This is a genomic window from Streptomyces sp. AP-93, from assembly GCF_022808175.1.
Taxonomy (GTDB): Bacteria; Actinomycetota; Actinomycetes; order Streptomycetales; family Streptomycetaceae; genus Streptomyces.
The window spans coordinates 33,758-59,365 of the sequence record NZ_JALGBX010000011.1 but is presented as its reverse complement, the minus strand read 5'-3'; the positions used below and the strand labels follow the sequence as shown (position 1 = coordinate 59,365).

Annotated in this window: 25 protein-coding genes and 1 pseudogene; 12 read left to right on the top strand and 14 right to left on the bottom strand. The window is 72.2% G+C overall.

Annotated features, from left to right (window positions below; translation table 11 throughout):
* Positions 1 to 67 precede the first annotated feature (67 nt).
* Positions 68 to 1,300: a DNA sulfur modification protein DndB gene (locus MTF69_RS19515; RefSeq protein ID WP_243336204.1), complete on the top strand. Its 1,233-nt coding sequence runs from the start codon at positions 68 to 70 to the stop codon at positions 1,298 to 1,300.
* Positions 1,301 to 1,322: 22 nt separating this feature from the next.
* Here MTF69_RS19515 and MTF69_RS19510 read toward each other — a convergent pair whose 3' ends face one another.
* Together MTF69_RS19510 and MTF69_RS19505 are read right to left on the bottom strand one after the other, a co-directional pair.
* On the bottom strand, positions 1,323 to 1,916 hold the full coding sequence (locus MTF69_RS19510) for a Uma2 family endonuclease (RefSeq protein WP_243336203.1): 594 nt from the start codon (positions 1,914 to 1,916) through the stop codon (positions 1,323 to 1,325).
* A complete protein-coding gene (locus tag MTF69_RS19505; RefSeq protein ID WP_243336202.1) occupies positions 1,913 to 2,527 on the bottom strand; it encodes an ATP-binding protein in 615 nt (204 codons plus the stop codon). Before MTF69_RS19505 ends, MTF69_RS19510 begins: the two co-directional genes overlap by 4 nt.
* A 173-nt stretch (positions 2,528 to 2,700) precedes the next feature.
* Here MTF69_RS19505 and MTF69_RS19500 point away from each other — a divergent pair, with 173 nt between their 5' ends.
* On the top strand, positions 2,701 to 3,573 hold the full coding sequence (locus MTF69_RS19500) for a helix-turn-helix transcriptional regulator (RefSeq protein ID WP_243336201.1): 873 nt from the start codon (positions 2,701 to 2,703) through the stop codon (positions 3,571 to 3,573).
* Positions 3,570 to 3,776 carry a DUF397 domain-containing protein gene (locus tag MTF69_RS19495; RefSeq protein ID WP_243336200.1) on the top strand — a complete coding sequence of 69 codons (207 nt, stop codon included), beginning with the start codon at positions 3,570 to 3,572 and terminating at the stop codon, positions 3,774 to 3,776. The genes MTF69_RS19500 and MTF69_RS19495 overlap by 4 nt, the downstream gene beginning before the upstream one ends.
* 4 nt (positions 3,777 to 3,780) lie before the next feature.
* Here MTF69_RS19495 and MTF69_RS19490 read toward each other — a convergent pair whose 3' ends face one another.
* Positions 3,781 to 5,985: a hypothetical protein gene (locus tag MTF69_RS19490; protein WP_243336199.1), complete on the bottom strand. Its 2,205-nt coding sequence runs from the start codon at positions 5,983 to 5,985 to the stop codon at positions 3,781 to 3,783.
* 248 nt (positions 5,986 to 6,233) lie between these two features.
* Between MTF69_RS19490 and MTF69_RS19485 the strand changes: the two genes are divergently transcribed.
* Positions 6,234 to 7,217, top strand: coding sequence for an XdhC family protein (locus MTF69_RS19485; RefSeq protein ID WP_243336198.1), 984 nt, complete (start codon positions 6,234 to 6,236; stop codon positions 7,215 to 7,217).
* A 66-nt stretch (positions 7,218 to 7,283) separates the two neighbouring features.
* Positions 7,284 to 7,688 (top strand): DUF6479 family protein, encoded by a 405-nt coding sequence (locus MTF69_RS19480; protein WP_243336197.1) that lies wholly within the window; start codon positions 7,284 to 7,286, stop codon positions 7,686 to 7,688.
* Positions 7,689 to 7,753: 65 nt separating this feature from the next.
* On the opposite strand, the gene MTF69_RS19475 is transcribed toward MTF69_RS19480, so the two are convergent.
* Both MTF69_RS19475 and ligD read right to left on the bottom strand, forming a co-directional pair.
* Positions 7,754 to 8,641, bottom strand: a complete 888-nt coding sequence (locus tag MTF69_RS19475; RefSeq protein ID WP_243336363.1) for an ATP-dependent DNA ligase — start codon at positions 8,639 to 8,641, stop codon at positions 7,754 to 7,756.
* Positions 8,641 to 9,525 carry a non-homologous end-joining DNA ligase gene (gene ligD / locus MTF69_RS19470; protein WP_243336196.1) on the bottom strand — a complete coding sequence of 295 codons (885 nt, stop codon included), beginning with the start codon at positions 9,523 to 9,525 and terminating at the stop codon, positions 8,641 to 8,643. The genes MTF69_RS19475 and ligD overlap by 1 nt, the downstream gene beginning before the upstream one ends.
* Positions 9,526 to 9,556: 31 nt before the next feature.
* On the opposite strand from ligD, the gene MTF69_RS19465 reads away from it, so the two are divergent.
* Positions 9,557 to 10,669, top strand: a complete 1,113-nt coding sequence (locus MTF69_RS19465) for a Ku protein (protein WP_243336195.1) — start codon at positions 9,557 to 9,559, stop codon at positions 10,667 to 10,669.
* Positions 10,670 to 11,094: 425 nt separating this feature from the next.
* Here MTF69_RS19465 and MTF69_RS19460 read toward each other — a convergent pair whose 3' ends face one another.
* Positions 11,095 to 11,886, bottom strand: coding sequence for a nuclease-related domain-containing protein (locus MTF69_RS19460; protein WP_243336194.1), 792 nt, complete (start codon positions 11,884 to 11,886; stop codon positions 11,095 to 11,097).
* Positions 11,887 to 12,093: 207 nt separating this feature from the next.
* On the opposite strand from MTF69_RS19460, the gene MTF69_RS19455 reads away from it, so the two are divergent.
* Positions 12,094 to 12,756 carry a hypothetical protein gene (locus tag MTF69_RS19455; protein ID WP_243336193.1) on the top strand — a complete coding sequence of 221 codons (663 nt, stop codon included), beginning with the start codon at positions 12,094 to 12,096 and terminating at the stop codon, positions 12,754 to 12,756.
* Positions 12,757 to 12,901: 145 nt separating this feature from the next.
* Here MTF69_RS19455 and MTF69_RS19450 read toward each other — a convergent pair whose 3' ends face one another.
* Entirely contained in the window at positions 12,902 to 14,116 is a 1,215-nt protein-coding gene (locus tag MTF69_RS19450) for a transposase (RefSeq protein ID WP_243336192.1), read from the bottom strand.
* Between the two features lie 83 nt (positions 14,117 to 14,199).
* Here MTF69_RS19450 and MTF69_RS19445 point away from each other — a divergent pair.
* Positions 14,200 to 15,018: pseudogene (locus tag MTF69_RS19445) on the top strand (histidine kinase dimerization/phospho-acceptor domain-containing protein); the annotation flags it as partial.
* 10 nt (positions 15,019 to 15,028) lie between these two features.
* Here MTF69_RS19445 and MTF69_RS19440 read toward each other — a convergent pair.
* The 3 genes from MTF69_RS19440 to MTF69_RS19430 form a co-directional block, all read right to left on the bottom strand.
* On the bottom strand, positions 15,029 to 15,322 hold the full coding sequence (locus MTF69_RS19440) for a hypothetical protein (RefSeq protein WP_243336191.1): 294 nt from the start codon (positions 15,320 to 15,322) through the stop codon (positions 15,029 to 15,031).
* Between the two features lie 127 nt (positions 15,323 to 15,449).
* Positions 15,450 to 16,166 carry a TetR/AcrR family transcriptional regulator gene (locus MTF69_RS19435; RefSeq protein WP_243336190.1) on the bottom strand — a complete coding sequence of 239 codons (717 nt, stop codon included), beginning with the start codon at positions 16,164 to 16,166 and terminating at the stop codon, positions 15,450 to 15,452.
* A 55-nt stretch (positions 16,167 to 16,221) separates the two neighbouring features.
* Entirely contained in the window at positions 16,222 to 17,151 is a 930-nt protein-coding gene (locus tag MTF69_RS19430) for a diiron oxygenase (protein ID WP_243336189.1), read from the bottom strand.
* Positions 17,152 to 17,337: 186 nt separating this feature from the next.
* Between MTF69_RS19430 and MTF69_RS19425 the strand changes: the two genes are divergently transcribed.
* Entirely contained in the window at positions 17,338 to 18,444 is a 1,107-nt protein-coding gene (locus tag MTF69_RS19425) for a ferritin-like domain-containing protein (protein ID WP_243336188.1), read from the top strand.
* A 95-nt stretch (positions 18,445 to 18,539) separates the two neighbouring features.
* Here MTF69_RS19425 and MTF69_RS19420 read toward each other — a convergent pair whose 3' ends face one another.
* From MTF69_RS19420 to MTF69_RS19410, 3 genes are read right to left on the bottom strand one after another with little or no spacing between them, the layout of a single operon-like run.
* Positions 18,540 to 18,992, bottom strand: a complete 453-nt coding sequence (locus tag MTF69_RS19420) for a DUF3291 domain-containing protein (protein ID WP_243336187.1) — start codon at positions 18,990 to 18,992, stop codon at positions 18,540 to 18,542.
* 42 nt (positions 18,993 to 19,034) lie between these two features.
* On the bottom strand, positions 19,035 to 20,495 hold the full coding sequence (locus MTF69_RS19415) for a penicillin-binding transpeptidase domain-containing protein (RefSeq protein WP_243336186.1): 1,461 nt from the start codon (positions 20,493 to 20,495) through the stop codon (positions 19,035 to 19,037).
* Positions 20,492 to 21,874, bottom strand: coding sequence for an FtsW/RodA/SpoVE family cell cycle protein (locus MTF69_RS19410; protein ID WP_243336185.1), 1,383 nt, complete (start codon positions 21,872 to 21,874; stop codon positions 20,492 to 20,494). The genes MTF69_RS19415 and MTF69_RS19410 overlap by 4 nt, the downstream gene beginning before the upstream one ends.
* A gap of 125 nt (positions 21,875 to 21,999) precedes the next feature.
* On the opposite strand from MTF69_RS19410, the gene MTF69_RS19405 reads away from it, so the two are divergent.
* From MTF69_RS19405 to MTF69_RS19395, 3 genes are all read left to right on the top strand, one after another.
* Complete coding sequence (locus tag MTF69_RS19405) at positions 22,000 to 22,389, top strand: DUF6325 family protein (RefSeq protein WP_243336184.1); 390 nt, start codon at positions 22,000 to 22,002, stop codon at positions 22,387 to 22,389.
* Positions 22,389 to 22,880 carry an SHOCT domain-containing protein gene (locus MTF69_RS19400; RefSeq protein WP_243336183.1) on the top strand — a complete coding sequence of 164 codons (492 nt, stop codon included), beginning with the start codon at positions 22,389 to 22,391 and terminating at the stop codon, positions 22,878 to 22,880. The genes MTF69_RS19405 and MTF69_RS19400 overlap by 1 nt, the downstream gene beginning before the upstream one ends.
* A 249-nt stretch (positions 22,881 to 23,129) precedes the next feature.
* On the top strand, positions 23,130 to 24,386 hold the full coding sequence (locus tag MTF69_RS19395; protein ID WP_243336182.1) for a C40 family peptidase: 1,257 nt from the start codon (positions 23,130 to 23,132) through the stop codon (positions 24,384 to 24,386).
* Here the strand turns inward: MTF69_RS19395 and MTF69_RS19390 are convergent.
* Positions 24,347 to 25,597 (bottom strand): styrene monooxygenase/indole monooxygenase family protein, encoded by a 1,251-nt coding sequence (locus MTF69_RS19390; protein WP_243336181.1) that lies wholly within the window; start codon positions 25,595 to 25,597, stop codon positions 24,347 to 24,349. The two genes, MTF69_RS19395 and MTF69_RS19390, sit on opposite strands and share 40 nt — an antisense overlap.
* Positions 25,598 to 25,608: the final 11 nt, after the last annotated feature.

Below are 25,608 nucleotides of genomic sequence, written 5' to 3'. Positions count from 1 at the left end.
ACCAGCCGCTACGTTTTCAACGCTTGCTGCTGAATGCGCTGCCCACCACTCATGCCCTGGAGTCCCGTTGCGCCTCTCCCTCCCGACCGCCGTTGTCGAAGGCACCCAGGTCACCGTCATGCCGTTCCGCGAGGACGCCGTCGTCGGAACCATCTCCCTCCCCGCACTGCTCCAGATCGTCCCGTCGCCGCGCCGCGAAGAAGATGCGAAGTCACTCAAGGCGGCTTCCGGCAAGATCCGCCAGCACGCGGAGATCCGCGCCCAGGTGCAGCGCACGCTGAAGGCGACGGCCAAGGGCAAGAACGCGGGCTCGTACGCGGAGTACATCGCCGCGGGGCTCTCCGGGACCTGGGGCGACGCTTGGTCGACCCCGCCGATCACCTTCTGGCACGCCGACGCGCTGGCCGCCATCAGCGACGAACTCGTACCGGGCACCGGGCTGCGCACCATCACCATCGCGCCGGGCGCGACCGTCGTCGCCGTGGACGGCGAGACCCAGCTGACCGCCTGGCACGACCTCTACGACGACCCCGACAGCTACGGGCTGACCTACCCCCAGCTGGCGCCGCTCCGCATCCCCTTCGAGATGTACGTCGGGCTCTCCGCCACCGACGCCCGGCAGATCTTCCACGACCGCAACGTCCTCGGCGTCGACGTCTCCAAGAACCTGTCCATGTCCATGGACCAGCGCGACCTGGCCACCCGCCTCACCCACCGCCTCACCGAGGTGGTCAGGGTCGAGGTCGACGGCCGGGTCGAACCGTTCAGCAAGCTGGTCGACGCGAACAAGCGCCAGGTGAGCAAGACGGCAACGGAGGTCGTCACCCTCTCGGCGCTGCGCGCCCTCGTCGTCGCCGCGCTCTACGGCCGCCCCGGCCTGGGCCGCTCCTCGGACACGGTGCAGGAGGCGGACCTCCCCTCCGGTACCGACGCGGAACTCGTCGAGCGGGCCCTCATCCCGCTGCTGGCCGGTCTGATCACCGAGCGCCTCCCCCACTTCACCGCCCGCGGCGCGATCACGGCGCCCGCCGTCATCGCGGGGATCGGCGTCGCCGCGCACCACACCACGCCGTGGGCCGATCCCATGCACGCCATGACCGCCGACGAACTGCACCGGCTGCTCGCCGACATCCGGTGGGAGCGCGAGCCCGTGTACTGGGACGGAGTCGCCGCCAAGACCGGCACCACCGGACGGCTCAACTTCAGCGGGGGCGTCAAGGACTCGGGTGGCCGGGTCGCCGACGCGATCCTCTACCCGGCGACGGAGGCCGGCCGCCGGATCCGGGGGCTGGGGGCGTAACCGGCGCCCGTGACGGACTTGGTCACTGCGAGGGCCGGACCCCGTACACCGGGAGGCCGGAGGTGGGCAGGTCGCCGCCGAGTTCGTCGGGGAGCGGTACGGACTCCCCGTACTTGCCGTGGACCACGCCGTTGTACTCGCCCTCCCCGGGGCGGGTGAACAGCGACCAGGTTCCGGTGCGCGGGTCGATCTGGAGGAGGTGCGAGACCCGGGCGGCCGCGTACCACGCGGTCTTCTCGTTGATCCCCTTCAGGCGCTCGCTCGGCGAGATCACTTCTACGGCGAGCACGACAGCGTCGGCGTCCAGCAGCCAGGCGTCCTCCTCTTTGAACGCGCGCGGCCCGATGGTCAGGCCTGGGGTCGCGTAGTCGTCGGGGTCTCCGGGCATGGGGACCGACACGTTCTCGTACGCCTCGTGCGCGGCGGCGAGGCCCGGACGGATGGCGTCCCGCAGGTCGATCACGATCCCGGCGTGTTTGCCGCTGGGGCTCGGGGCCATCACGAGGGTTCCCCCGATGATTTCCACGCGCATGCCGGTGGCCTGCTCGATCCGCTCGGCGGCTTCACGCAGGTGCCCGCGTCGGACGGGGATGGGGTAACGGGGAGAGTCGGTCACGGCCGGGCCCGTACCGCCAGCGGTTCTCCGGCCGGTACCCGTAGCGGCGGGCCTTCTTCCAGTACGAGTACGACCGCGAGGCCGCCGGTCGCCTGCCGTTCCGCGCGTACGCCGTGGACCGTGTGCCAGGTGCCCCATGCCCGTACGGACTGCCCCGCCTGGACGGCGATGGCCGCGATCTCCCGCGTCGCGGGGGCGGGCGTGAGGGCGGGGGCCTTGAGCTCGGACCACACGGTCTTGCCGATGCCGCCCATGCGGGGGCTCACGCCCCATCGGAGGCTCAGTGCCTCCACGATCCAGAGGCCGCGCCCCTCGGTCTCGTCCGCGTCGGCTCGTCGCACCTCGGGCCGGCCGGAGCCGGCGTCGCTCACCTCCAGGCGGAGCAGGGCGTCCGTCGAGGAGTGCGCGATCCGTACGCCGACCTGGCGGTCGCTGGGCACCGGTACGCGCAGGGCGTTGGTGACCAGCTCGGAGAGGACGAGTTCGGCGGTGTGGAGGAGGTCGCCCCCTGCTCCCCAGTCCCCGAGTACGGCGTGCAGTGCCGCGCGGGCCCTTGGCGCGCTGCGGGGTCGGCGTGAGAGGCGGAACGAGACGTCGATCAGTGCAGCCATGGCAGCTCCCAGAGGGTCGGAACCCCCGGATAGAGCGGGGGCTCAGGTACCGACACCAGGAGGGTGCCCGCAGAACAGGTAGCCGCGCAACGTTGAATGGATAGCTGGCTCTTAATTCACCCATACGGGGATTCACATGTCCGCAAGCGCCCTGCTCTGATAGGCAGTTACCTATGCCAAATGTGATGCCCTCCACCGTCCTGGGTCGCCAACTCGGCGACGACCTCCGGCGCCTGCGCGAGGCAGCGGGTCTCACCACCGCCGCTGCGGCGAAGGCTCTTGACTGCACTGGCGGAAAGATCAGCCGGATCGAGAACGGCCACGTGCCGGTCCGGACACCTGACCTCGTTGCGCTCATGGACGCCTACAGCGTGACCGATCCCGGAACCCAGGAACGGCTGGGTGCTCTGGCCCAGAGGGCCAATCGTCGACGCCGTGAAGGGTGGTGGCACGAGTACGCCTCCGTTCTCAGTGATGCGTACCGCGACCAGATCGAGATGGAGTCGATCTGCGACAGCATCCGTACCTACCAGGTACAGATGGTGCCCGGACTCCTCCAGACTCCGGAGTACGGGCGGGCAGTGACAGTGGCATCGCGCGCCTGGCAGACGGCTGAGGAGATCGACCGGTTCGTCCAGGTACGACTTGCCAGGCAGGAACGGCTGGCGGGTGCGGAACCCATGGAGTTCTGGGCAGTACTTGCTGAAGGAGTGCTACGCCAACAGGTCGGCGGGCCGGACATCATGCACGCACAGTTGAAGCACCTGCTGGCCATGGCCGAGCGTCCCAACATCACGGTCCAGGTGCTGCCGTTCACACGCGGCGCCCACTCGGGCATGTACGGGCCCTACGTGCTGCTCAGTTTCCCGCAGTTGGCCTCGCTCGACCTCGTACTCACGGAGGCCCCCACTGGCAACATCTGGATGGAGCGGGAGCAGGAAGTCGCCTGCTACCGAGGGCTCTTCGATGACGCCCGCATGGCAGCATTGCCGCCAACGGAGTCACTCGCGCTGATCCAGCGTGTTGCCAAGGAGCACAGAGCATGAGTAACGAGGTTCGCTCGACGACCGGGGTCCACGAGACCGCGATATGGCACACAAGCAGCTACAGCGGGGGTCAAGGCGACTGTGTCGAGGTCGCCGACAACGTCCCCGGCATCGTCCCTGTCCGCGACAGCAAGCGGCCCGCCGGGCCCGTGATCGGGTTCGGGCCCGGTGCCTGGCAGGCGTTCGTCACTCAGGTGCGCTGACCGGTCAGCGGCGCTTGCGTTTGCCGCCGGCGCGCTTCGCGGGCTTCTTCGTGCCGCTGGTGTGGGAGGCGCGCCAGGCTCGGCGGGCCTGGTCGGCCGTGGTGCGGTCGGGGTGGTGCGAGAGCTGGTGCGCCAGGAAGGCAGCCGTGTACGGGTCCGCTCCGATGAGGGCGGTGAGGAGGGCCGGGGGGCCGCCGGGCCAGGTTGATGCCGCCTTGTCGAAGGCGGCGTGGAGCGCGGAGAAGAGATCGGGTTCCTCCTGATCCGGGGCCGCCGTCAAGCGGTGGTTGAGGGATGCAGTGCGCCGTACGGCTTCGAGCTCGTCGACCAGGTGTACCGCGCGGGCCGACAGCGGCACGGTGGAGGTGTCGGGCGCCGCCTGGCCGCGTGTATGCAGGGTGTTCTCGGCCCAGCCGCCCAGGACCGGGTCGGGCAGCAGTCCGTACAGGGCCTCGTCGGGCACGGACGTCGCGTCCAGAGTGGCGAGCAGGGCTCGTCGCCTGGCGGGCTCCTCCTCGGGGCGGTCGGCGGAGAGCGCCTCGAAGAAGGGGGTCCATCCGTGGGTGCCGTGTGCGGTCAGCCAGTCGGCGACGGTCTGCCGGGCGGCCCACTGCGGCCACCACTGGGCTCCCGCGACGAGCCGTTCCGCGTCCCAGGCACGCACCTGCTCCCGAGTGGGGAAGACATCGGCGGCTTCGCCTCCGATGCCCAGGAGGAGGGCATCGCGCAGCAAGGAGGTGCCGAGGGGCGTGAGGGTGAGGGCATCGCCGGTGCGCTCGGTGACGCCCAGGGCGGCCAGGCCGTCCATCAAGCGCGCGAGGCGGGCTGCGCCCGGGATCAGGTCCGTACGGTCGGACTCGGTGAGTGCCGGAAGCCCGAGGACGGCGGACAGGCCCTGAGGGTCGGGCAGTTCGTAGGCTCCGGTGGCCGGGACGGACGGGTCGGGGCCGCTCTCGTGATCCGGCGGGATGAACCACATGTCGTTCAGGGCGGCCAGTCGGGCCACGGACTGCGCCGCCCCCGCCCGCTCGGACAGGAAGTAGAGGGTCAGCACGTGCTCGCCGTCGAACTGTTCGGCGGTCTCGTCCTCCGCGGCCAGCTGTGCCAGCAGGGCGCCGAATAGGTTCAAGGCCAGTCCGGTCAGCTCGGCGGGGCCGCCGTCGCGCCACGCTTCGGCCGATGGCCCCGCGCTCGGCGTACCGCCCGGCTCCCGGCGCACCAGGAACCCGCTCGCCAGCGCCAGTTCGCGCGTTCGGTCGTCCGCACCCTGCGGGTCGGCGGCGGCTCGCGCCAGGAGCTGGGGCAAGGGGGCGGCACGCAGCAGCGCGGCCTGCTCCTGGGGGGAGGCCGGCAGTGGGGCCGGGGGCATCGGCGCGAGGGCCTCGCCGTACATCTCCAGGTGCTGGACAGCCATCGCCTCGACGAGGGCGAGGAGGGGGCGGCCGGGAGCATCGCCGCCGCCCGGCGCCAGGTGCGCGAAGCGGCCGCGCAGCAGGGTGTCGAGCCCGGCTGCCGTCCAGCGGTCCGCGAGCACGCCCGCCTGATCGTCGTACCAGTCCTCCCGCGCGTCGTCCGGGACCCCGGCGGTCGTCACGGCATTCAGCCGTGCGGTGAGCAGCGGACGGGCCTGGCTTGAGCGTTCCGCGCACAGCGCCTGCGCATAAGCCGCCTCGGAGAGCGGTCCGTTCGGGGACGAGGAGGCTACGAAGCCCAGCGCGGCGTTCCGCTCGGCGTAGGGGAGCGCTGCGAACGTCTCCAGCCAGTCGCGCACCGCCCGGGGGTCGTTGGCGTCAACTCCCGCGGCGCGCACCAGGTTCCCGTAGAGCCGCGGCCAGGTGAGGCGGCCGTGGCTCGTCATCGCCTGCCCGAAGCCCTCTGCCAGCTCGTGCACCCGGGCCACGAGCTTCGCGTGCCGCTTGGCATTGAGGCGGCCGGCCTCGTGCGTGTGGTCGGCCAGCGAGACCAGTGCGGCCACGAAGCCCGGAAGTTCTTCCGCGGCGGCGCTGACGTAGAGCGGGAGCAGGAGGTGGAGCAGTTCCTCGGCGAGCTCCTCGGTGGGCTCGGGCAGGCCGGTCCGGCGGCGGGCCCCGCCCAGGACCAGCAGGCCGAGGACGGCCTCCGCCGCCCGCGCGTCCAGCGGGGCGCCCCGCTCTTCGGCTCGGGCAAGGAAGGCGTCCACATCAAGGAGAAGCGGCGTGGCGGTGGTCATCCCGGCAGCCTAGAGGCGCGGCACGGCAGCCACCCGTGGTCCGCCTTCTTTTACGTCGACCGGGTTCAGCGGCCGTCCGAGGCCGGGCTCGGGGCCGCCCGTTCCGGTGGTCCGTACGAAGGGTGTGGGGGTGGGTCTGTGGGTTTTGGGGGGTGGGGGGCGGGGGTGGGCGTGCGTAGGTTGGAAGGGAGGCCACTTGGCGTTGCTGAGTGTGGCGTGCTCTGACGGTGAGGATGGGGCGGCGCGAAATGCGTGACTTGGTGGAGACGGCGCGGCAGTGGGTGGCCGAGGGGCGGGTCGGGTTTTTGGCGCGGCCCGTGACCGAGCAGGGGTTCGGGCCCCGGGATCCGGCCGGGGCCGTGCTCGTGGATGCGCGCGGGGAGTGCGTCGGGGCCCTGTACCGGGGGGTGTTCGATGCCGAGTTGGTGGCGGAGGCCGCCGCCATGGGGGGCGGGGAGACCGCGCGGGTGTGTGAGGTTTCCGTGGGGGCCGGGGAGGCTGTTGAGGCCAAGCTGACGTGTGGCGGGCAGGCCGAGGTGCTGTTGCAGCCGCTGAGCTCGATTCCCGGTGAGTGGTGGGAGCTGCTCGGGCAGGGGGTCGGGGTCGCGCTCGTGACCCAGCTGAACGAGCGGGCGGATCAGGCCGTCAGCGTCGTGGTGCGGGGGGCCGATCAGCCGTCCGGTGACGCCGAGCGGCGGGCCGGGGAGCTGCTGAGGACCCGGCGGCCGGGGCGGGACGCGTTGTACGCGGGGTCCGGGCTGGTGCTCGTGGAGGCGTACCCGTCGGCTCCGTATGTCGTGATCGGCGGGGGCGGGGAGCTGGCCGAGGTCATCGAGGCCCAGGCCCGGCTGCTCGGGTGGGAGGTGAGTGTCGTCACCGACGTCATTGAGGCCGAGAAGCTGCTCGGAGCGCGGCGGGACGCTGCCTGTCTGGCGATGCTGAGCCATGATCCGGACTTCGACGTGCCGACGCTGCGGACCGCGCTCGCGCTCGGGATTCCGTACGTCGGCGCGCTCGGCTCCCGCAAGACCACCGCGCGGCGCCGCGAGGGGCTGCTCGCGGCCGGGGTGAGCGAGGAGCGGCTGCGGACGGTGCACGGGCCGATCGGCCTGGACCTGGGTGGGCAGACCCCGGCGGAGACGGCGCTGGCCATCTGTGCGGAGATCCTGGCGGTCCTCGGGGGTCGCGAGGTGCGTGGGGTGCGGGACGCGGATGGGCCCCTTAAGGGATAGCGGGGACTCTTGGGCCGATCCGTTCCCAAACGGGTGGAATGTGCGGAATGCGGGAAAATAGGAGGTATGGACACAAGCCTGACCTACATGGCGGTGGACGGAACCCTGACCGACATCGCCTGGTTCCTGGTCGTCGGGTTCGTCGTGGTCGGCGTTCTCCTCGGCGGCTTCAAGCTGGGCCAGCGGGTCCGGGCCAAGGAGCCCCCGCCGCCCACACCCGAGAGCCAGCCCCACCTGCCCAACGGCGGCGCGGTCTACGAGGTCCGCGAGGAGCGTGACCCCGTGGAGATCCCCGAGGGTGGCCTGCGCCCGCACGAGATGCAGGGCTACGGGAACTTCGGCTCCACCACCTCGATCCATCCGGAGGAGGTCAGGGCCGACCGGGAGTCCGGATACAAGCACGTCGAAGGGCCGGGCCCGCACCCGCAGCCCGGCGCTCCACCGAACTCGGGGCGGGGTGCGCACGACTGACCCCGCAACCACCCGCCGACAAGACGACAGGCCGACAGGCCGGTGACCCGCGCCTCCCGCGCGGGTCACAGGTCTGTGCGCAGGCGCAGCACCTCCGGTGGCGGGTGGCGGGTCGAGGTGTGGCGGACCTCGGCCGTCAGGGGCGGGTCCAGGGGGTGGAAGGGGACCTCGCCGAGGCCGATGGCCGTGATGGTGGCGCCCTGAGATGTGCGCGGGGTGCGCCCGGCCAGCGCCGCCGCCACCTCGGTGCGTAGCGCCGCGGTCAGGGGGCTCGACACCAGCGGGGTCTCGTCTCCGACCGGCAGGACCAGGACGAGCGCGAGCGGGCGGCGGGCGGTGCCCGTGTAGCCGACCACCGCCGCGTCGCGGACGTTGGTGTGGCGGAGCTTTTGCCAGCCGCGCCGGCCGGCGGGGTAGGGCTGGTCCATCCGTTTGACGACCAGGCCCTCGATGCCGCTGGCGGGCAGGGTCTCGTACCAGGTCTCCGCCAGCTCCGGGTCCGTGGTCATGGGGACCGGCTGGAGCGGTGGGCCCAGGGGCAGGAGGAGGTCCACGAGGAGGGTGCGCCGGCGTTCGTAGGGCCGGGAGCGCAGGTCCAGCCCGGCGAGTTCCAGTACGTCGAAGGCCGCGTACGAGGCCGGCAGCGTCTGGGCCAGCACGGCGGCTCGCGCGGCCGAGGCGGCGGCCGCCCGGCGCTGTACGAGCGCGAAGTCGGTGTGGCCCGCGTGCCAGACGACCACCTCCCCGTCGAGCACCGTCCCGGCCGGCAGGTGGTGCGCGGCCGCCGCGAGGTCGGGGAAGGCCGCGGTGACGATGCGGCCGGAGCGGGCCTGGAGGGTCACCCCGTCGACGGTGCGGATGACGACGAGGCGATGGCCGTCGAACTTGGGCTCGTACGCGAGACCCGGCGCGCGCGGCAGGGAGCGGACGGCGGCGGCGAGCGCGACGGTGATCACGGGAGCCGTCCGGCCAGGGAAGGGTCGAGGAGGGGCGCGAAGAGGTCTCCGTCGCGGGCCAGTCGAGGCGCGATGTCGTCGGCGAGGAAGACCAGGTCGGAGGGGGTCCGGCAGGCCTCGGCCTCGGCCCAGGAGAGGGGGGTGGAGACGGTGGGCAGGGTGCGGGCGCGCAGGGTGTAGGGGGCCGCCGTGGTCTTGGCGGCGGCGTTCTGGCTGTGGTCGACGAAGACCTTCCCGGGGCGCAGCGCCTTGGTCATCCGGTGCACGACGAGGTCGGGGAGCTCGCGCTCGGCCTCCTGGGCGAGGGCCTTCGCGTACGCCGACACGTGCTCGGAGGGGGTCGGTTCGAGGGGTACCGCCAGATGGAGGCCCTTGGAGCCGGAGGTTTTGGCGTAGGCGTGGAGGCCGTCGGCCGTGAGGCGGTCCCGGAGCCAGAGGGCGGCGGCGGAGCATTCGACGACGGTGGCGGGGGGACCCGGGTCGAGGTCCAGGATCAGCCGGTCGGCGAGGGCGGGGGCGCCGGCCGGCCACTGGGGGGTGTGGAACTCGACGACGAGGTTGGCGGCCCACATGAGGGTGGGCAGGTCGGCGACGACCACCTGTTCGGCGCGGAGGTCCTCCGAGCGGGGCACGGGTGTGGTCTTCACCCAGGCGGGGGTACCGGGCGGCGGGTTCTTCGTGAAGAAGAGCTGTCCGTCCGGGCCGTCGGGATAGCGCAGGAAGGACACCGGGCGGTCGTGGATGTGGGCGAGCAGGGGGCCCGCGACCGTGGCGTAGTAGTGGAGGACCTCGCCCTTGGTGAAGCCGGTCTCCGGGTAGAGGACCTTGTCGAGGTTGCTGAGCGAAATGCGACGGCCCTCCACCAGGGTGATCGGCGTCATACGATGAGACTGCCACGAAACAGGAGGAACCGTGCGATCCATATGGAACGGGGCGATCTCCTTCGGCTTGGTCAGCATTCCGATCAAGCTCGTGAACGCCACCGAGAGCCACTCGATCTCCTTCCGCCAGATCCATGTCAGCGATGGCGGGCGCGTCCGCTACCGCAAGGTCTGCGAGCTGGACGGGGAGGAGGTGTCGACCGCCGAGATCGGCAAGGGGTACGAGGAGGCGGACGGGTCGATCATTCCGATCACGGATGAGGATCTGGCGCAGCTGCCGATCGCCACGGCCAAGACCATTGAGATCGTTTCGTTTGTGCCGGCTGATCAGATCGATCCGTTGCAGATGGACGCGGCGTATTACCTGGCGGCGAGCGGAGCTACGGCGGCCAAGCCGTACACGCTGCTGCGGGAGGCGCTGAAGCGGAGCCGGAAGGTCGCCATCGCGAAGTACGCGCTGCGGGGGCGGGAGCGGCTGGGCATGCTGCGGGTCGTCGACGACGTGATCGCGATGCACGGGCTGCTGTGGCCGGACGAGATCCGGGTTCCGGAGGGGGTGGCGCCCGAGGGTGAGGTGTCGGTGCGGGAGGCCGAGCTGGACCTCGCGGATGCGCTGATGGCGACGTTGGGGGAGGTGGAGATGGACTCGCTGCGCGACGACTACCGGGAGGCGGTCGAGGCGATGGTCGCGGCGAAGGCGGGTGGGGAGACGGTCGTGGCGCCGGGGCCTCCGGCGGAGGGTGCGGGTGGGCAGGTCATCGACCTGATGGCGGCGTTGGAGAACAGTGTGCGGGCGGCGAAGGCTTCTCGGGCGGGGGCGGGTCCGGCTGCGCCGGAGGGGGTGGGGGCGGGGGCGGGGGCGGGGGCGGAGGTTACGCCCATTCGGCGGAAGAGGGCGGCGGGGGCGGCTGCGCCGAAGGCGGTGGGCGGGAAGAAGTCGACTGCGTCGGGGGCGGGTGCGGGGGCCGGTGCTGGGGCTGGGGCTGGTGCTGCGAAGAAGTCGACGGCTGCCGCCGGTGCGAAGAAGAAGGCCGTTACGGCGGCCGCGAAGAAGACGGCTTCGGCCAAGGCCGCGGAGGCGAAGCCGGCGGCGCGTGCTGCCGCGAAGAAGGCGGTGACGCCGCGCAAGCGGAGCTCCGCTTGAGGGCCGTGGGCCCTGCGGGGCGAAGTCCCCTACCCGCCCTTCCACCGTTCCCCAGACTCCGTCCGGGGGGACCCCCAGCCGGGCTCCGCCCGGACCCGCGCCTCAAACGCCGGCGAGGCTGGGAATGCCACCGGGCTCTGCCCGAACCCCGGCCCTCAAACGCCGGACGGGCTGGGAGGGGTAGCGGGCCGCGCCCGGAGCGGGTCCTCAAGCGCCGGACGGCTGGGAGGGGTACCGGGCTGCGCCCGGAGCGGATCCTCAAGTGCCGGACAGGCTGGAACGGGTACCGGGCCGCGCCCGGAGCAGGTCCTCAAGCGCCGGACGGCTGGAGTGGGTACCGGGCCGTGCCCGGAGCCCCTGGGGCTCCGCCCCGGACCCCGGTCCTCGAACGCCGGACGGCTGGAATGCCCGGGTGGGAGGGCTCGCTAGTGCCAGGTTCGGCGGTCTCTGGCTGTGGTGAAGAGGGCTTCTACGTCTCGGGGTTTGAGGGTGGTGGGGTGGTTCGTCAGGAAGGTGGACGTGGTGGTCGGGGTGAGGACGCGGACGTCTCGGAGGGTGGGGGTGACCTCCAGGCGGGTCGCGTCGACCACCGCCAGGACCGGGGTCACCGGGGTGGAGAGGGCGCGGGTCGCGTGCGCCGCCGCGCGGCGGGCTTCGCGGGGGTCCGGGGTGGGGTCGGCGCGGCCCACCGTGAGGAGGAGGTTGCCGATCACCGCGCGCTGGCGGCGGCCCTGGACCGTGCGGATGCAGAAGACGCCCGGCGGGCCGATGAGCAGGTGATCCGCGATGGCGTGGATCGAGTGCAGGACCTGCCAGTCCTCCGACTCCGCCAAGGCGTCCAGTACGTCGCCCATCCGCTGCCTCACCGTGAGCTCCTGGCGGAGCCGGTGCCGGGCGCGGGTGCCCGCGGTGCCGTACGTGAGGGCGCCGAGCTGCGCCTCCCCCGGGCGGTTCGGGGCCAGGTCCTCGTCGGGCGGAAGGGACAGGCGGAGCAGGTCCCCGGCCGTGGGGACGGGTGGCGGGCCGATGGCGACGGTTCCGGTGAGGTAGGGGCGTAACGCCGTCAGGATCTCCTCGCGGCGCTCGTCCGCCAGCACGCTGATCCGGTTGGCCCGCCGGTCGTACCAGGCCACTGCCCGGCCGTCGGGCAGGTTCACGTACAGCCGGCCGCGGCCGGGCCGGCCGCTCGGCAGTACCTTCAGTCCCCTCGAAGCCATCGTCCTCACCCCCGCCGTCCATGGGAGCAGCCCGGGCGCCCCGCGGCAATCCCCCGGTGGGGTCCACGTGGCCCGCATGGCGTGTAACGACTCCGCCGGGTCCCTGAGGCGTGGCTGTTACAGAAGCAACGGGTTACCGCAACGGCCGGTGCATACGTTTATCCCACCTGGACAGCCCAGGTCCCGACCTGCACCGAAGGACGTCCCGTGAACACCGTGAGCCGCAGCCGCCGCACGCTCGTACGCGCCGCCGCCGTGGCCGTGGGCGCCGGCACCCTGCTGGCGCTCCCCGTGGCGGCCGCGTTCGCCGACGGGGTGCCGTCGGCTTCCTCCGCGCAGGGCGCGACCGCCCCGCGGACCCTGGTCCAGACCCTGTCCCTCGCGGACGGCGTCTCCACCGCGAAGGTGTACCGCGTGGCCAAGGGCGCCTATCAGGCCGAGGTCCTGAACCCCGACGGCTCCACGGCCGCCACCCTGACCAGCCGTGACGGCGGCACGGGCTTCGGCGACGCCGGGGAGATGCACCTCGCGCTGCGGTCCGACGGCCGGCTCAGTTCCTGGGCCGGGGGCGGGAGTGGTAGCGGTAGCGGTAGCGGTAGCGGTACGGAGGACTTCCGCGGCGGCGTCCCCGGCACCGGGAGCGCCGCCGGGCACAAGACCGCGAGTCGTGACGGCCGTGACGGTCAGGTCGTGCCCGCCGTCGCGGCTCCGCGCTCGGGTGCGGGGACCGTCGGGGCGCTGGGGCTGAACACCCTGGCCGACGGTCCGGGTGACGGCGTGCTGCTGCTCGCCGCGGGCGGCGGGATCGCGGCGATCGGCGCCGCCGGGCTGGGCTTCGCGATGCTGCGCCGCGGGCGTACGGAAGCGTAGGCGCCCGCCTCCTCGTCTCCCCGCCTCGTCGCACCGCGGCCCGCCGGCCCCGAGCCACGGGCAGAAACCATGCGGCTCTGCCTACTGTTGTGTGGACAGGCACATGCTCGTGACTCCTCCCCCTCGTGAAGGAGGGGGCTTCTCGCTATGCCGGTTGGGCTTCGCGACGGACCAGCCCGGCCCGTAGTACGTTCAGGGCGCCCACCGTGTCCGCGTGCGCCTGGTGGCCGCAGGACTGGCAGTGGAACTTCTCCTGAGTGGGCCGATTCTCCTTCGCGGTGTGCCCGCATTCGGGGCATCGCCTGGAGGTGTTGCGGGGGTCCACAGCCATCACTTCCCGCCCGGCACTCTCAGCCTTGGCATTCAGGATCGCGAGGAACACCCCCCATCCGGCATCCGAGATCGAGCGGTTGAGTCCGGCCTTGGCGGCGGCCCCGTTGGGCAGGAAACTGCCCGGCATGTCGGGGTCGGACTTCGGTGCGGGGGCCTTGACCATGTTGCGGATCTTGAGGTCTTCGTGCGCGATGAAGTCGTGCTGACGGACCAGATCCAAAGCGGTCTTGTGCGCGTGGTCCAGACGCTGGCGGCGGACCTTGCGATGCAGGGCGGCAACCTTCTGGACGGCCCTGTGGTGATTGGCGGTGCGCTTGTCGCGGCGCACCCGGCCGAACCGGGTGAGGGCCTGCTGTGCGGCGGCGAGCTTCGCGGCGGCGCGGCGGCCGTGACGCGGGTTGGCGACGTGCTCACCGTCGGACGTGGTGAGGAACGAGGCTGTGCCCACGTCGATGCCAGCCACGCTGCCCGTCTTGGGCAGGGGCTCGGGGGCGGCCTGCCCGGCGGTCAGGACCACGTACCAGTGCTTGCCCTCACGCTTGACGGACACGGTCTTGACCTTGCCGGCCACCGGCCGGTGCTGGTTGACCTTGACGTGCCCGACACCCTGGAACCGGACGCGGGTGACCGGGTCGTGCGGGGTGGAATCCCACCGGCAGCCGTCCCCGTCCTTCGGGAACTCCACCGTGTCGAACCAGTTCACCCCACGGAAGCGGGGATAGCCGGGGGTGTCGCCGGACTTGATCCGGCGGAAGAACGCGGCGAACGCCTTGTCCAGCCGGCGAAGCGTGGCCTGCTGACTGGAGAACGACCAGCGACCTTGCCGCTCCGGGTCGAACGCCCGGATCTCCTTGAGCTGCCCGGACTGCATCCCGTACTTGATGCTCGTCTTCGAGATGTGCCGGTAGGCGTCACGGCGTTCCTGCAACGCCCCGTTGTAGAGCGAGCAGTGATCACGCAGCATCTCGCCGAGCGCGATCGCCTGGCCCACGGTGGGCCGCATGAGGAACTTGTACGCACGGATCACACAGCCCACCTCCCTCTCGGTCAAGGTGTCATCAACCTAGCGGAGGCCACTGACAACGCAGCGAACCCCGGCGCTCCGCGCCTCTGACGCGGCGGCTGCACCAGACGGCGACGGTGGCCCGCCGGATCACCCAGGGCGACCTGGACGCACGGGTCGGGCCCCCCGGACGAATCCGGGCGAAGGATCCCTCGCGGCACCAGGACGAGGTGGCGACGGTGGCGGCGGCCCTGGACACGATGGCGGGCAGCCTGCAGACGAAGCTCCAGCGGGAGCAGCGGTTCACGGCGGACGTCGCGCACGAGCTGCGCACCCCGCTGACCGGTCTGCAGGCGGCGTCGGAGCTGCTGCCGGAGGGACGGGCGACGGAGCTGGTGCAGGAGCGGGTGCGCACGATGCGGCAGCTGACGGAGGACCTGCTGGAGATCTCCCGGCTCGACTCGGGCAGCGAGGTGGTGGAGACGGACCTGCACCAGCTCGGGCGTCTCGCGCGGCGGGTGGTGCGGGCGTCGGGGACGGACACGGAGGTGGTCGTGGTGCGGGACGCGCACGTGGAGACGGACCGGCGGCGTCTGGAGCGGGTGCTGGGGAACCTGGTCGCCAACGCCCACAAGCACGGGCGGGCGCCGGTGGTGGTGACGGTGGACGGGCCGGTGGTGACGGTACGGGACCACGGTGACGGCTATCCCGAGTACCTCGTGTCCCACGGGCCCCAGCGGTTCCGTACCGGGGGCGGGAGCAAGGGGCACGGGCTGGGGCTGACGATCGCGGTGGGACAGGCGGAGGTCATCGGGGCCGGGCTGGTGTTCCGGCAGGCGGCCCCCGCCGACGACGGGGCGGGCGGGGCGGGCGGGGCGGGCGGGGCGGAGGCCGTACTGACCCTGGTCGAGGCCCGGCTGCCGTGACGCCCGGCCGTCACTCCCCCGGCGGGGTCGGCGGGCTCGGCGGGGTCGGCTTCGTCCAGGGCCAGCGGAGCTTCGGCTTCTGGCCGCCCGGGGCGTAGACGTACTTCCAGCCCTTCTGGAGGCCCAGGCGCTTGGAGTACCCGGCCGGGACCCGCTCGTAGAGCAGCACCGTGGGGGCGCCGCCGTCCGGGGCGGGGACCGGGATCTCGTACCACTTCGACGGGTGGCCGGTCGGGCCGAGGAGGATCGGGAGGGTCCGGCCGTCCATCGGGCCGCCCTCGAAGGGGGTGGGTTGGCTTCTCACCCCTCCAGTCTCACAGCAGTTCGGAAATTACCGCTGCTCAGGGTCACAGCTGCTCAGGGGTCACAGCTGATCAGGGTCACAGCTGTTCAGGAATCACTTGTGTTCAGGGGGCGCAGCTACTCGGGAGTCACAGCAGGTGGGCCGCCTCCGCGACCACGGGGATCACCCGGCGGGCCAGTACCCCCACCGGACCGTCCGCCGATTCGAGCGCGAGGGCGGCCCGGGCCGCCGCGGCCGTCTCCGGGTCGGTGGCGGCCGTGGCCGTGAGCAGGGCGATGAACTGGTCCACCAGCCAGTCCCGGAGCGAGTCGGTCTCCGGCTGTTTGCCCTCGTCGATCCAGATCAGCGAGGCGGCCTCGACCGCCGTGATCCACGTGCGCACCATCATGCGCAGGCGCGGGCCGGGGGCCGGCACGCCGAGGTGGAAGAGGATGGCCTCGGCGGCCGCCCGGCGGATGCCGTCGACGGTGGCGGTGGTGCGGGAGGTTTCGACCACGCTGCCGCCCTGGAGGAGGGCGGAGAAGCCGGCGTCGTGTTCGTCGACGAAGGCCAGGTACCGGTCCAGAGCCCGGGAGAGCCGCTGGGTCAGGGGGCCGGCCTGGGGTTCGGCGAAGCAGAGCCGCAGCACGTCGGCGGCCGAGCGCAGGGCGGCCTCGTAGAGCTGCTGCTTCCCGCCGGGGAAGTAGCGGTAGACGAGGGGGCGCGAGACTCCGGCGGCCTCGGCCACGTCGTCCAGCGAGACCTCCTCCGGCGCCCGGTGTGCGAACAACGTCAGGGCCGCGTCGAGGAGCTGGGCCCGGCGCTCCTCGACGCTCAACCTGCGGTACGCCCGTACGGCTGTCATGTCCGCAGGGTAGCCCCACCCCGTGGCCCTGAGGTGAGGGATGTTCGGGCGGGGTTCAGGCCAGGAGGCCCGAGCTCTTCCAGAGCCTCCGGCCGACTCCGCGCATCACGCCTATCTCGTCCAGGAAGTCGGTGAGCCGCTTGGCCCCGGTCTGCATGACCTCCCGGCGGTGGCCGCTCGCCTTGACCTGGGCGAGCGCCTCGCGCCGGTCGAGGCCGATGTTGTCGTAGACCCGGGGGTTCACGAAGGCCTGCGAGAAGACGCGGGCGGCCTGGCCGCAGCTCACGCGGGTGAGCTCCTGCTCCCAGCGCGGGGCGGTGAGCATCTGGCGGCGCAGTTCCTCGCGGGCGTAGCGGACGTGGCGCGCCTCTTCGATGACGTGGATGCGGGTGACTCCGCGGACGAGGGGCTGGACGCGCTCGTCGGGGAAGGTCAGGCGCTGCATCCAGTCGAGGACCTCCTCGCCGAGGAGGGTGCAGGCGAAGGAGCCCGGGGTGGTGGAGACGGTCTTCAGGACGCGGGCGAGGTTGTGGTTGGCGCGGGAGACCGGGTACTCGGGGGCGCCGCCCGTCTTGATCATGCGGGCGAACATCATCGAGTGGCGGCACTCGTCGGCGATCTCGGTGAGCGCGTACCGGACGTGATTGCTGGTCAGGGACTTGTCGTAGATGTGCCGGACCAGGAGCTGCATCAGGATGATCTCGAACCAGATGCCGAGGGAGCCGAGGGCCGCCGCCTCGTGGCGGGAGAGTTCGATGCGCTGCTCCTCGCCCATCTTCTTCCAGAGCGGGGTGTCGAAGAGGGAGAGCAGCTCGGGCGGCCAGTAGTACTTGCCGTCGATGGGCGGGGCGTCCCAGTCGAGTTCCCGGTCCGGGTCGAAGGAGTGCTTCGCCGAGGATTCGAGCAGCCGCTCGGCGATCTGCTCGCGGTCCTTGAGCAGGCCGAGGGCGTCGCGGAGCTCGGCTCGTTCGGTCACGGTGGTCATGGCTTCGGACACCTCGTCGTCGAGTTACCGGCGGTCACCTCTTATGAGACTGCCTGTCAGCAAGGCCGTCAATCCCTCGCGCACGACTTGTTGACCGCGCGTCTACCAACGTGTGACGCTGCCAACTGTCCAGTCCCGTACGGAAGTACACGCGAGTACGCGGCTACGTGAGGCGAGGGGGCGTCAGTGTCGACGCACGAGCTCTACACCAACGATCCGGGTGAGACCGTCTGGCCGGTCCCCGCCCGCGGCAACGCCCGTTTCAGCTGGGAGTACGACGGCGGCCGCGAGCGGCTGCTGGCCCTGTACCAGAAGGGCAAGGACAAGCAGTGGGACGGCGCCAAGCGCATCGACTGGGACATCGAGGTGGACCCGTACGATCCCCTGGGCACCCCGGACGAGTCGCTTCCGCTGCACGGCACCCGGCACTGGGCCAAGCTCACGGAGCGGGACCGCGGCGAGCTGCGCCGGCACTACGGCGCATGGAACTTCAGCCAGTTCCTGCACGGCGAGCAGGGCGCGATGGTGTGCGCGGCGCGCATCGTCGAGTCGGTGCCGGACCTGGACGCGAAGTTCTACTCCGCGACGCAGACCATGGACGAGGCCCGGCACGCGGAGATCTTCGGGCGGTTCCTGCACGAGAAGATCGGGATGCTCTACCCGATCAACGACAGCCTGCAAGGACTGCTCGGCGACACCCTGCGCGATTCCCGCTGGGACATGCCGTACCTGGGCATGCAAGTGCTCATCGAGGGGCTGGCGCTGGCCGCCTTCGGGATGATCCGCGACACCACGGACAAGCCGCTGCCCAAGCAGATCCTGGCCTACGTGATGCAGGACGAGGCACGGCACGTGGCGTTCGGGCGGATGGCCCTGCGCGACTACTACAAGCAGTTGTCGGACGCCGAGCTGCGCGAGCGCGAGGAGTTCGTGATCGAGGGCTGCTACCTGATGCGGGACCGGCTGCGCGGGGTGGAGGTGCTGGAGAACTTCGGCATCTCGCGCGTCGAGGCGGAGGAGTTCAGCGAGCGCTCCGAGTTCCTGGCGCTCTTCCGCAAGCTGCTGTTCAGCCGGATCGTGCCGTGCGTGAAGGACATCGGTCTGTGGGGCGAGCGGCTACAGAAGGCGTACCTGGACATGGGCGTCTTCGACATGGGCAACTCCAACCTGGACCTGCTGATGAGCCAGGACGAGGAGATCGCCGAGGCCCTGGACCGGGAGCGGTTCGCGGCCGAGGAGGAACAGCGGGTGGCGGAGGTGGCGGAAGCCATCGCGGAGGGCGCGGGCGCCTAGGGCGGCGGGCGGGACGGGATTCCACGGGCGGCCGGGCGCCGGGCCGACGGCCGGCCTCGCGGCGGCCGCCGGGCCTGCGGTCGGGCGCTCCGGCCCTACGCCACGCCCTCCGGCGCGAACTGCGTTCTCAGGGTGAACGCGTACGGGGTCGGGCCGTGTTCCCGCAGGTGGACGAGGCGTTCCTCGGCGTCCGCGACCGTGGGGCGCTGCCCCGCCGGGACCCACCACAGGGTCGTCATGGCCTCCTTGACGTGCTCGAACCACTCGCGGCGGCGGGCCATCAGCTCCCGGTGCCGGCCGGCGTACATGAAGGCGTTCAGGGCGTCGGCGTCGCGCCAGACGGACATGTTGATGATGATCCACTCGTCGTCGAAGACCCTCACCCCGGTCGCGTCGCCCCCCTCGCCCTCCAGCCGCCAGACGAAGCCCTCCGCGGCGTCGGCGACGGCGTTGACGTGGTCGAGGCCGTCGACGAAGTCCTTCAGTTCCGGTGAGTCGAGGGGGTACTTGAGGCGGGATATGTTCACCTGTGCCAGTTCGTGGGTCATTTCCTCACCGTAATCACAGAACGGCCGCCTCCCCCGACCGTTTCAATGGGCGGACAGGGCCGCCTCCATGACCGCCCGGGCGATCGGCGCGGCCGCGCCGTTGCCGCTGATGTCCCCGCGGACGGCCGACGCGTCCTCGACGACCACCGCGACCGCCACGGCCGGCGGCCGGCCGCCCCGGGGGCCCGCCCAGGAGATGAACCAGGCGTACGGGGTGCCCGCGTTGCCGACGCCGTGCTGGGCCGTGCCGGTCTTGCCGCCGACCACGGCGCCGGGGATCGCCGCATTGCGGCCGGTGCCGTTCTCCACCACCTTCACCATCAGCTCCTGCATCCGCATCGCGGTCAGCGGGGTCATGGCCCGGCCGAGGCTGCGCTGGTCGGCGCGGCGGACCGGGTCGCCGTCGTCCTGGGTCGTGCGGTCCACCAGGTAGGGGGCCTTGAGCTCCCCGCCGTTGGCGACGGCCGCCGCCACCATCGCCATCTGCAGCGGGGTGGCCTTGGTGTTGAACTGCCCGATCGAGGACAGGGCCAGCTGGTCGGGGCTCATGTCGGTGTCGAAGTTCGACCGCGACACCCAGGCCGGGACGCGCAGCCCCGCGTCGTTGAAGCCGAACCGCCGCGCCGCTTCCGTCATGCCGCGCAGCCCGACCCGTACGCCGATCTTCGCCATCACCGTGTTGCAGGACCACTGGATCGCGTCCGCCATCGAGGCGTCCGCGCACCCCGTGCCCGCGTTCGGCAGCAGGGTGCTGGTGCCGGGCAGCGGGTACGGGTCCGGGGTCTCGGTCGGCGCGTCCACGTCGGTGACCACGCCCGCGTCGAGGGCGGCGGCCGCCGTCACGATCTTGAACGTGGAGCCGGGCGGGTACGTTTCGCGCAGCGCGCGGTTGAGCATCGGCTTGGCGGGGTCCGCGTTGAGCTTCTCCCAGGCCTCCTTGACCCGCGGCCCGGTGCCGGAGAGCACTGCGGGGTCGTAGGAGGGGCTGCTGACCAGCGCCAGGATCTTGCCGGTGGCCGGCTCCACGGCGGCGACCGCGCCCCGCTTGCCCGCGAGCCCGGTGTAGGCGGCCAGCTGCATGTTCGCCCGGATGGTGGTGGCGGCATTGCCGCCGCCGGGGCGGCCGCGCGAGAGCTCGTACCAGAGCGGGAAGGCCGAGAGCCCGGGGTCGGTGCCGGAGAGGACCGGGTCCTCGGCGCGTTCCAGGAAGCTGGTGCCGTAGGTCTGGGAGGCGAAGCCGGTGACGGGTGCGTAGAGCGGGCCGTTCTTGTACGTGCGCTCGTAGCGCAGCAGTTGGCGGCTGTCCCGGGAGCCGGTGACGGGACGGCCGTCGACGGTGATGTCCCCGCGCGGTTCGGCGTACCGCTCGATGGCGGGGCGTTTGTTGGCCGGGTTCGCGCCGTAGCCGGCGGCCTCCCAGACCTGCACGCGGCCGGCGTTGACCAGCAGGGCGACGAGCAGCAGGGCGCAGAAGTACGCGCACCAGCGGATGTAGCGGATCACGCTTCGGCCTCCTCGGCCGGTCCGGGTCGCGGTCCGGGTCTGCGGGCGCTGTCGCTGAGCCGGACCAGGAGGGCGACGATGATCCAGTTGGTGACCACGGAGGAGCCGCCCTGGGCGAGGAAGGGCATGGCCATGCCGGTCAGCGGGATCAGGCCGGTGACGCCGCCGGTGATGACGAACACCTGGAGCGCGACGATCGAGGCGAGTCCGGTGGCGAGGAGCCGCCCGAAGGGGTCGCGCAGCGCCAGCCCGGCGCGGAATCCGCGGGCGACGAGGAGTCCGTAGAGGAGCAGGATCGCGGTGAGGCCGACGAGGCCGAGCTCCTCCCCCGCGGTGGCGAGGATGAAGTCGGATTTGGCGGCGAACCCGATGAGGAAGGACTGGCCGTGGCCGAGCCCGGCACCGAGCAGTCCACCGGCCCCGAAGGCGAAGAGGGACTGGGCGAGCTGGCCGGGGCCGTCACCGCGCTCGATGGAGGCGAAAGGATTCAGCCAGTCGTCCACGCGGCTGTTCACGTGCGGCTCGAGCGTCCCGACGGCGTACGCGCCCACGGCCGCGAGCAGCAGCCCGATGGCGATCCAGCCGATCCGGCCGGTGGCCGTGAACAGCATGATCACGAAGAGTCCGAAGAAGAGCAGCGAGGTCCCGAGGTCGCGCTCCAGGACGAGCACGCCGACGGAGAGCAGCCAGATGGCCAGGATCGGGCCGAGCACCCGGCCGGGCAGCAGCCTCAGCTTCCAGAAGAGGGTGCGGCCGGTGAGGGCCAGGGCGGTGCGGTTCGCCGCGAGGTAGGAGGCGAAGAAGACGGCGAGCAGGATCTTGGCGAACTCCCCCGGCTGGAAGGAGAGCCCGGCGAACCGGATCCAGATGTGCGCGCCGTTCACGGCCGGGAAGAAGACGGGCACGAGCATCAGCACGAGCGCGACGGCGACGGACAGGTACGCGTACTTCTGCAGCACCCGGTGGTCGCGCAGCAGCGCGACGACGAGCACGAAGAGCGCCACCCCGAGGGCGGACCAGCGCAGTTGTTCACCGGCGGTGGCGTTGCCCGGGGTGGTGACGTCGAGGCGCTGGATGAGGACGAGGCCGAGGCCGTTGAGCAGGACGGCGATCGGGAGCAGCAGCGGATCGGCGTACGGGGCGAACAGGCGGACGGCGAGGTGGGCGACGAGCGCGGCCACGGCGAGGCCGGCGGCGTAGTGGGCGGCGGGCGCGGGGATGTGGCCGGTGGTGGCGAGCCCCACGTAGAGGTGGCCGAGGACGGCGATCAGGACGGCGCCGAAGAGCAGCGACAGCTCGACTCCGCGACGCTTGGGCGCACGGGCGTCGGGTGGCGGTGGCGGGGCGGGTTCCGTCACCTTCGCCGTCAGAGCGGTCATACGGGGAAACGTAGCAAGGAGCCGGGCCGTATGTCCGCTTATGTCATAGTGTGCCGAAGAGTCGTCAGAACTGGTCGGAATTGAAGTAGCGGATCAGCGCGTCAGCGGATCAGGAGCCTCCTCCCATGGGACCTGCGGAGTTCATCGTCCTGGCCTTTCCGGAAGAACAGCTGCGGGTCGCGGCGGTCGAGGCGGTGATGGGGCTGCGCAAGGCCGGGGTCGTCCGGCTGATCGACGGACTGGTGGCCACGAAGACGGCTTCCGGCAAGGTGCTGTCGGCGGAGTTCGACGAGTTCGTCGAACTCCGGGGCCTGCTCGCCCACCGGGAGGCGGCCCCGCTGATCGGCCCGGAGGACGTCAGGGAGTCGGCCGAACTGATGGACCGCGGCAGCTGCGCGCTCCTCCTGGTCGTCGAACACGTCTGGGCCGAGGATGCCGCGATCGCCGTCCGGGCGGCGGGCGGCCGGATCGCGGGAGCGGTCCGGCTCCCGGCCGACCGGCTGGGGGTGGCCTGATGTTCATCCGCCCCATCGGCTCCGTGGTGAACCCCTCCCAGCGCCCCTCGGGCCACCCCCTGCTGCGCGGGATCCTGGCGCGCGGGGCCTATGTCTGGGACGCGTCCCAGCACCCGGCGGCGGGGCAGCAGGCGCAACCGCAGGCGCAGCTACGGCCGGAGGGCGGCACGGGGCCGGAGGCGTCCGCGGGGCTGGGCCCCGGCCCGACACCGGCAACGGCGCCGGGGGCGGGCGCCGCGGGCGCGGGCGCGCATGCGGATACCGGTCCGGCGGCGCCGCCGTCGGCGGCGGCCCCGGCGTCGGCCCCCTCCGCACCCCGGGAGCCCGCGGCCGCCCGCCCGGCTCCGCATGCCGGACCGGGGGCTCCCGGACCGGTCTCCCCCGGAGCCGACCTGACGGACCGCCTGACCCAACTGGCCGCCCTGGCCCGCGAGGGGCTGCTGACCCCGGAGGAGTTCTCGGCGGCCAAGACCCGCCTGCTGGCCGGCTGACCCGGGCCGGTCACCCGCCCGGCCCACCGTGGGGCCCGGCCGGTCGGCACGGCCGGTCACCCCCGTCGGCCCGCCGTGGAGCTCGGTCGGTCGGCCCCTCGCCCCGTACTTGGCCGGAGGGGCGTCGAGCGTTTCATCGGGTCCGGGCGGCGGGCGTACGCCGACCGGGTGAGCGGCGCGGCTCGGCCGCCCCGGCTGGGCGATTTGTCATACCGGGCATGGCAGCATCGGCCGCCTGGAGGTGACCCCATGTCACGTCGACGCACACGTCGGCTGCTTCGCGCCGCGTGCCTAGCCGCCGCCCTCGTCGCGGCCGGCCCGCTCCCCGTCGCGCACGCCGAGCCCGCCGCACCCGAAGCGCCCGCAGTCCCGGGAGCACCCGGGGCACCGGAGACGCCCGGGGCTCCCGAAGCGCCCGGGGCTCCCGAAGCTCCGGCCGCCCCCGCCGCCGAACCCGTCGGCGTCCTCCTCACCCGTCTGCAAGGCCTCTACCAGCGCGCCGAGCAGGCCACCGAGGCCTACAACGCCGCCGAGACCGCCCTCGCCGCCCGGCAGCGCGAGGAGAACCGGCTCAGCACCGAGCTCGGCAAGGCCCGTACCGCCGTCACCGACGCCCAGACCACCACGGGCCGGCTGGCGCGCGAGCAGTACAAGGGGGGCCGCGGGTTCTCCCCGTACGCCCGGATGCTGTTCTCCGGGGACCCCCAAGGGGCCCTGGACCAGCGGCGGGTCGCCGAGCGCGAGGGTGCCCGGCGGGCCGCCGCGCTGGAGCGGCTCACCCGGGGCGAGCAGCAGGCCGACACCCTCGCCACCGCCGCCCGCAAGGCCCTGGACTCCGAGCAGAAGCTCGCCGCCGAGACCAAGCAGCGCAAGGAGGAGGCCGCCACCCAGCTCAAGGAGGTCGAGCGGATGCTCGCCTCGCTCAGCCCCGCCCAGCTCACCGAGCTCGACGCGCGGGAAGCCGAGGACACCGCCACCGCGCAGCGGGAGCTGATCGGTTCGGGGAAGCTGGGCAGCGGCGGCGCCCCCCGGCTCCGCAACCCCACGGCGGCCGGCGGCACGGCCCTCACGTACGCGGCCGCCCAGATCGGGAAGCCGTACGTCTGGGGCGCCGAGGGGCCGGGCTCCTTCGACTGTTCCGGGCTGACCTCGCAGGCCTGGGCGCACGCGGGCCGCGAGATCCCCCGGACCAGTCAGGAGCAGTGGGCCCGGCTGCCCAGGGTGCCGCTCGACGAACTGCGCCCCGGCGACCTGGTGGTGTACTTCCCGACCGCCACCCACGTGGCCCTGTACGTCGGCGACGGCAAGGTCATCCAGGCACCCCGGCCGGGCGCGAAGGTGAAGGTCTCGCCGATCGCCGCGAACCCGCTGCTCGGCGCGGTACGGCCGGACCCGGACGGGGCGCCGCTGGCCGCCTTCACCCCGCCGCCGCTGCCCGAGGGCGCGACGGCGGGAGACGACACGGGTTACGCGGAGGCCGAGGCGCCCGCGACGTCCGCCAGGTAGTCCGCCGCGTCCTCGGGGTCGTAGAAGTACGCGTCGAAGTCGGCCGGGTTGTCGAAGCCGTTGGCGAACCGGTCCGCCACCGGCTGGAGCTGCCCGGCCGCGCCGATCAGGTTCAGCACGTGCTCCGGCGGGACGCCGAGCATGGCGTTCGTCCACTGGGTGGTGGGCTTGCCGCTGGTGAACCAGTACTTGTCGAAGGTGGCCTTCATCCACGCCTCGTCGAACGGGCCGTCCCCGTGCATGAGGATCGAGGAGAGGTACGAGGCCGCGCACTTGGCGGCCGAGTTCGAACCCTGCCCGGTGATCGGGTCGTTGGCGACGACCACGTCCGCCACGCCCAGCACCAGCCCGCCGCCGGGCAGCCGGCCGATGGGATTGCGCACGACGGGGGCGTACCGCCCGGCGAGCGTGGCGCCCGCGTCCGTCAGCTCCACCTTCGTCGCCCGCGCGTACTCCCAGGGCGTGAACTTCTCCATCAGGTCCAGCGTCAGCGCGAGGTGGTCAGCCGGGTCCTTCACGCCGCCGAAGACGTCCAGCGGTCCGCCCGGGATCCCCTCCCAGAACAGGATGTCGGCCCGCCCGGAGGTGGTCAGCGTCGGGATCACGAACAGCTCGCCGACGCCCGGGACCAGGTTGCAGCGCACGGCGTCCGTCTCCGGGTGCTCGGGGCGCGGAGCCAGCCCGTGCACGTACGACACGGCGAGCGCGCGCTGCGGGGCGTCGTACGGAGAGCGGGCCGCGTCCCGGCCGAACAGCGAGACCAGCTCGCCCTTGCCGGCCGCGACCAGCACCAGGTCGTACGTACGGGAGAAGAAGTCCAGGTCGGAGACGGACGCCCCGTGGATGACCAGCTGGCCGCCGCGCTGCGCGAAGGTGTCGAGCCAGCCGGCCATCTTCACGCGCTGGTCGACGGACTGGGCGAAGCCCTTCAGCTTGCCGAGCCAGTCGACGGCGCGGCTGCCGTCGGGGGCGGAGACCGAGACGCCCAGGCCCTCGATCTTCGGCGCCTGCTGCTCCCAGAAGTTCAGCTGCAGGTCCCGCTCGTGCTGGAGCGCCGTGTCGAACATGCACTGGGTGGACATCACCCGCCCGGTGCGGATCTCGTCCGCCGTCCGGTTGGACATGAGGGTGACCTCGTACCCCTTCGCCTGGAGTCCGAGGGCGAGCTGGAGACCGGACTGGCCGGCACCGACGACGAGTATCTTGCGCATCTGCACGTTCT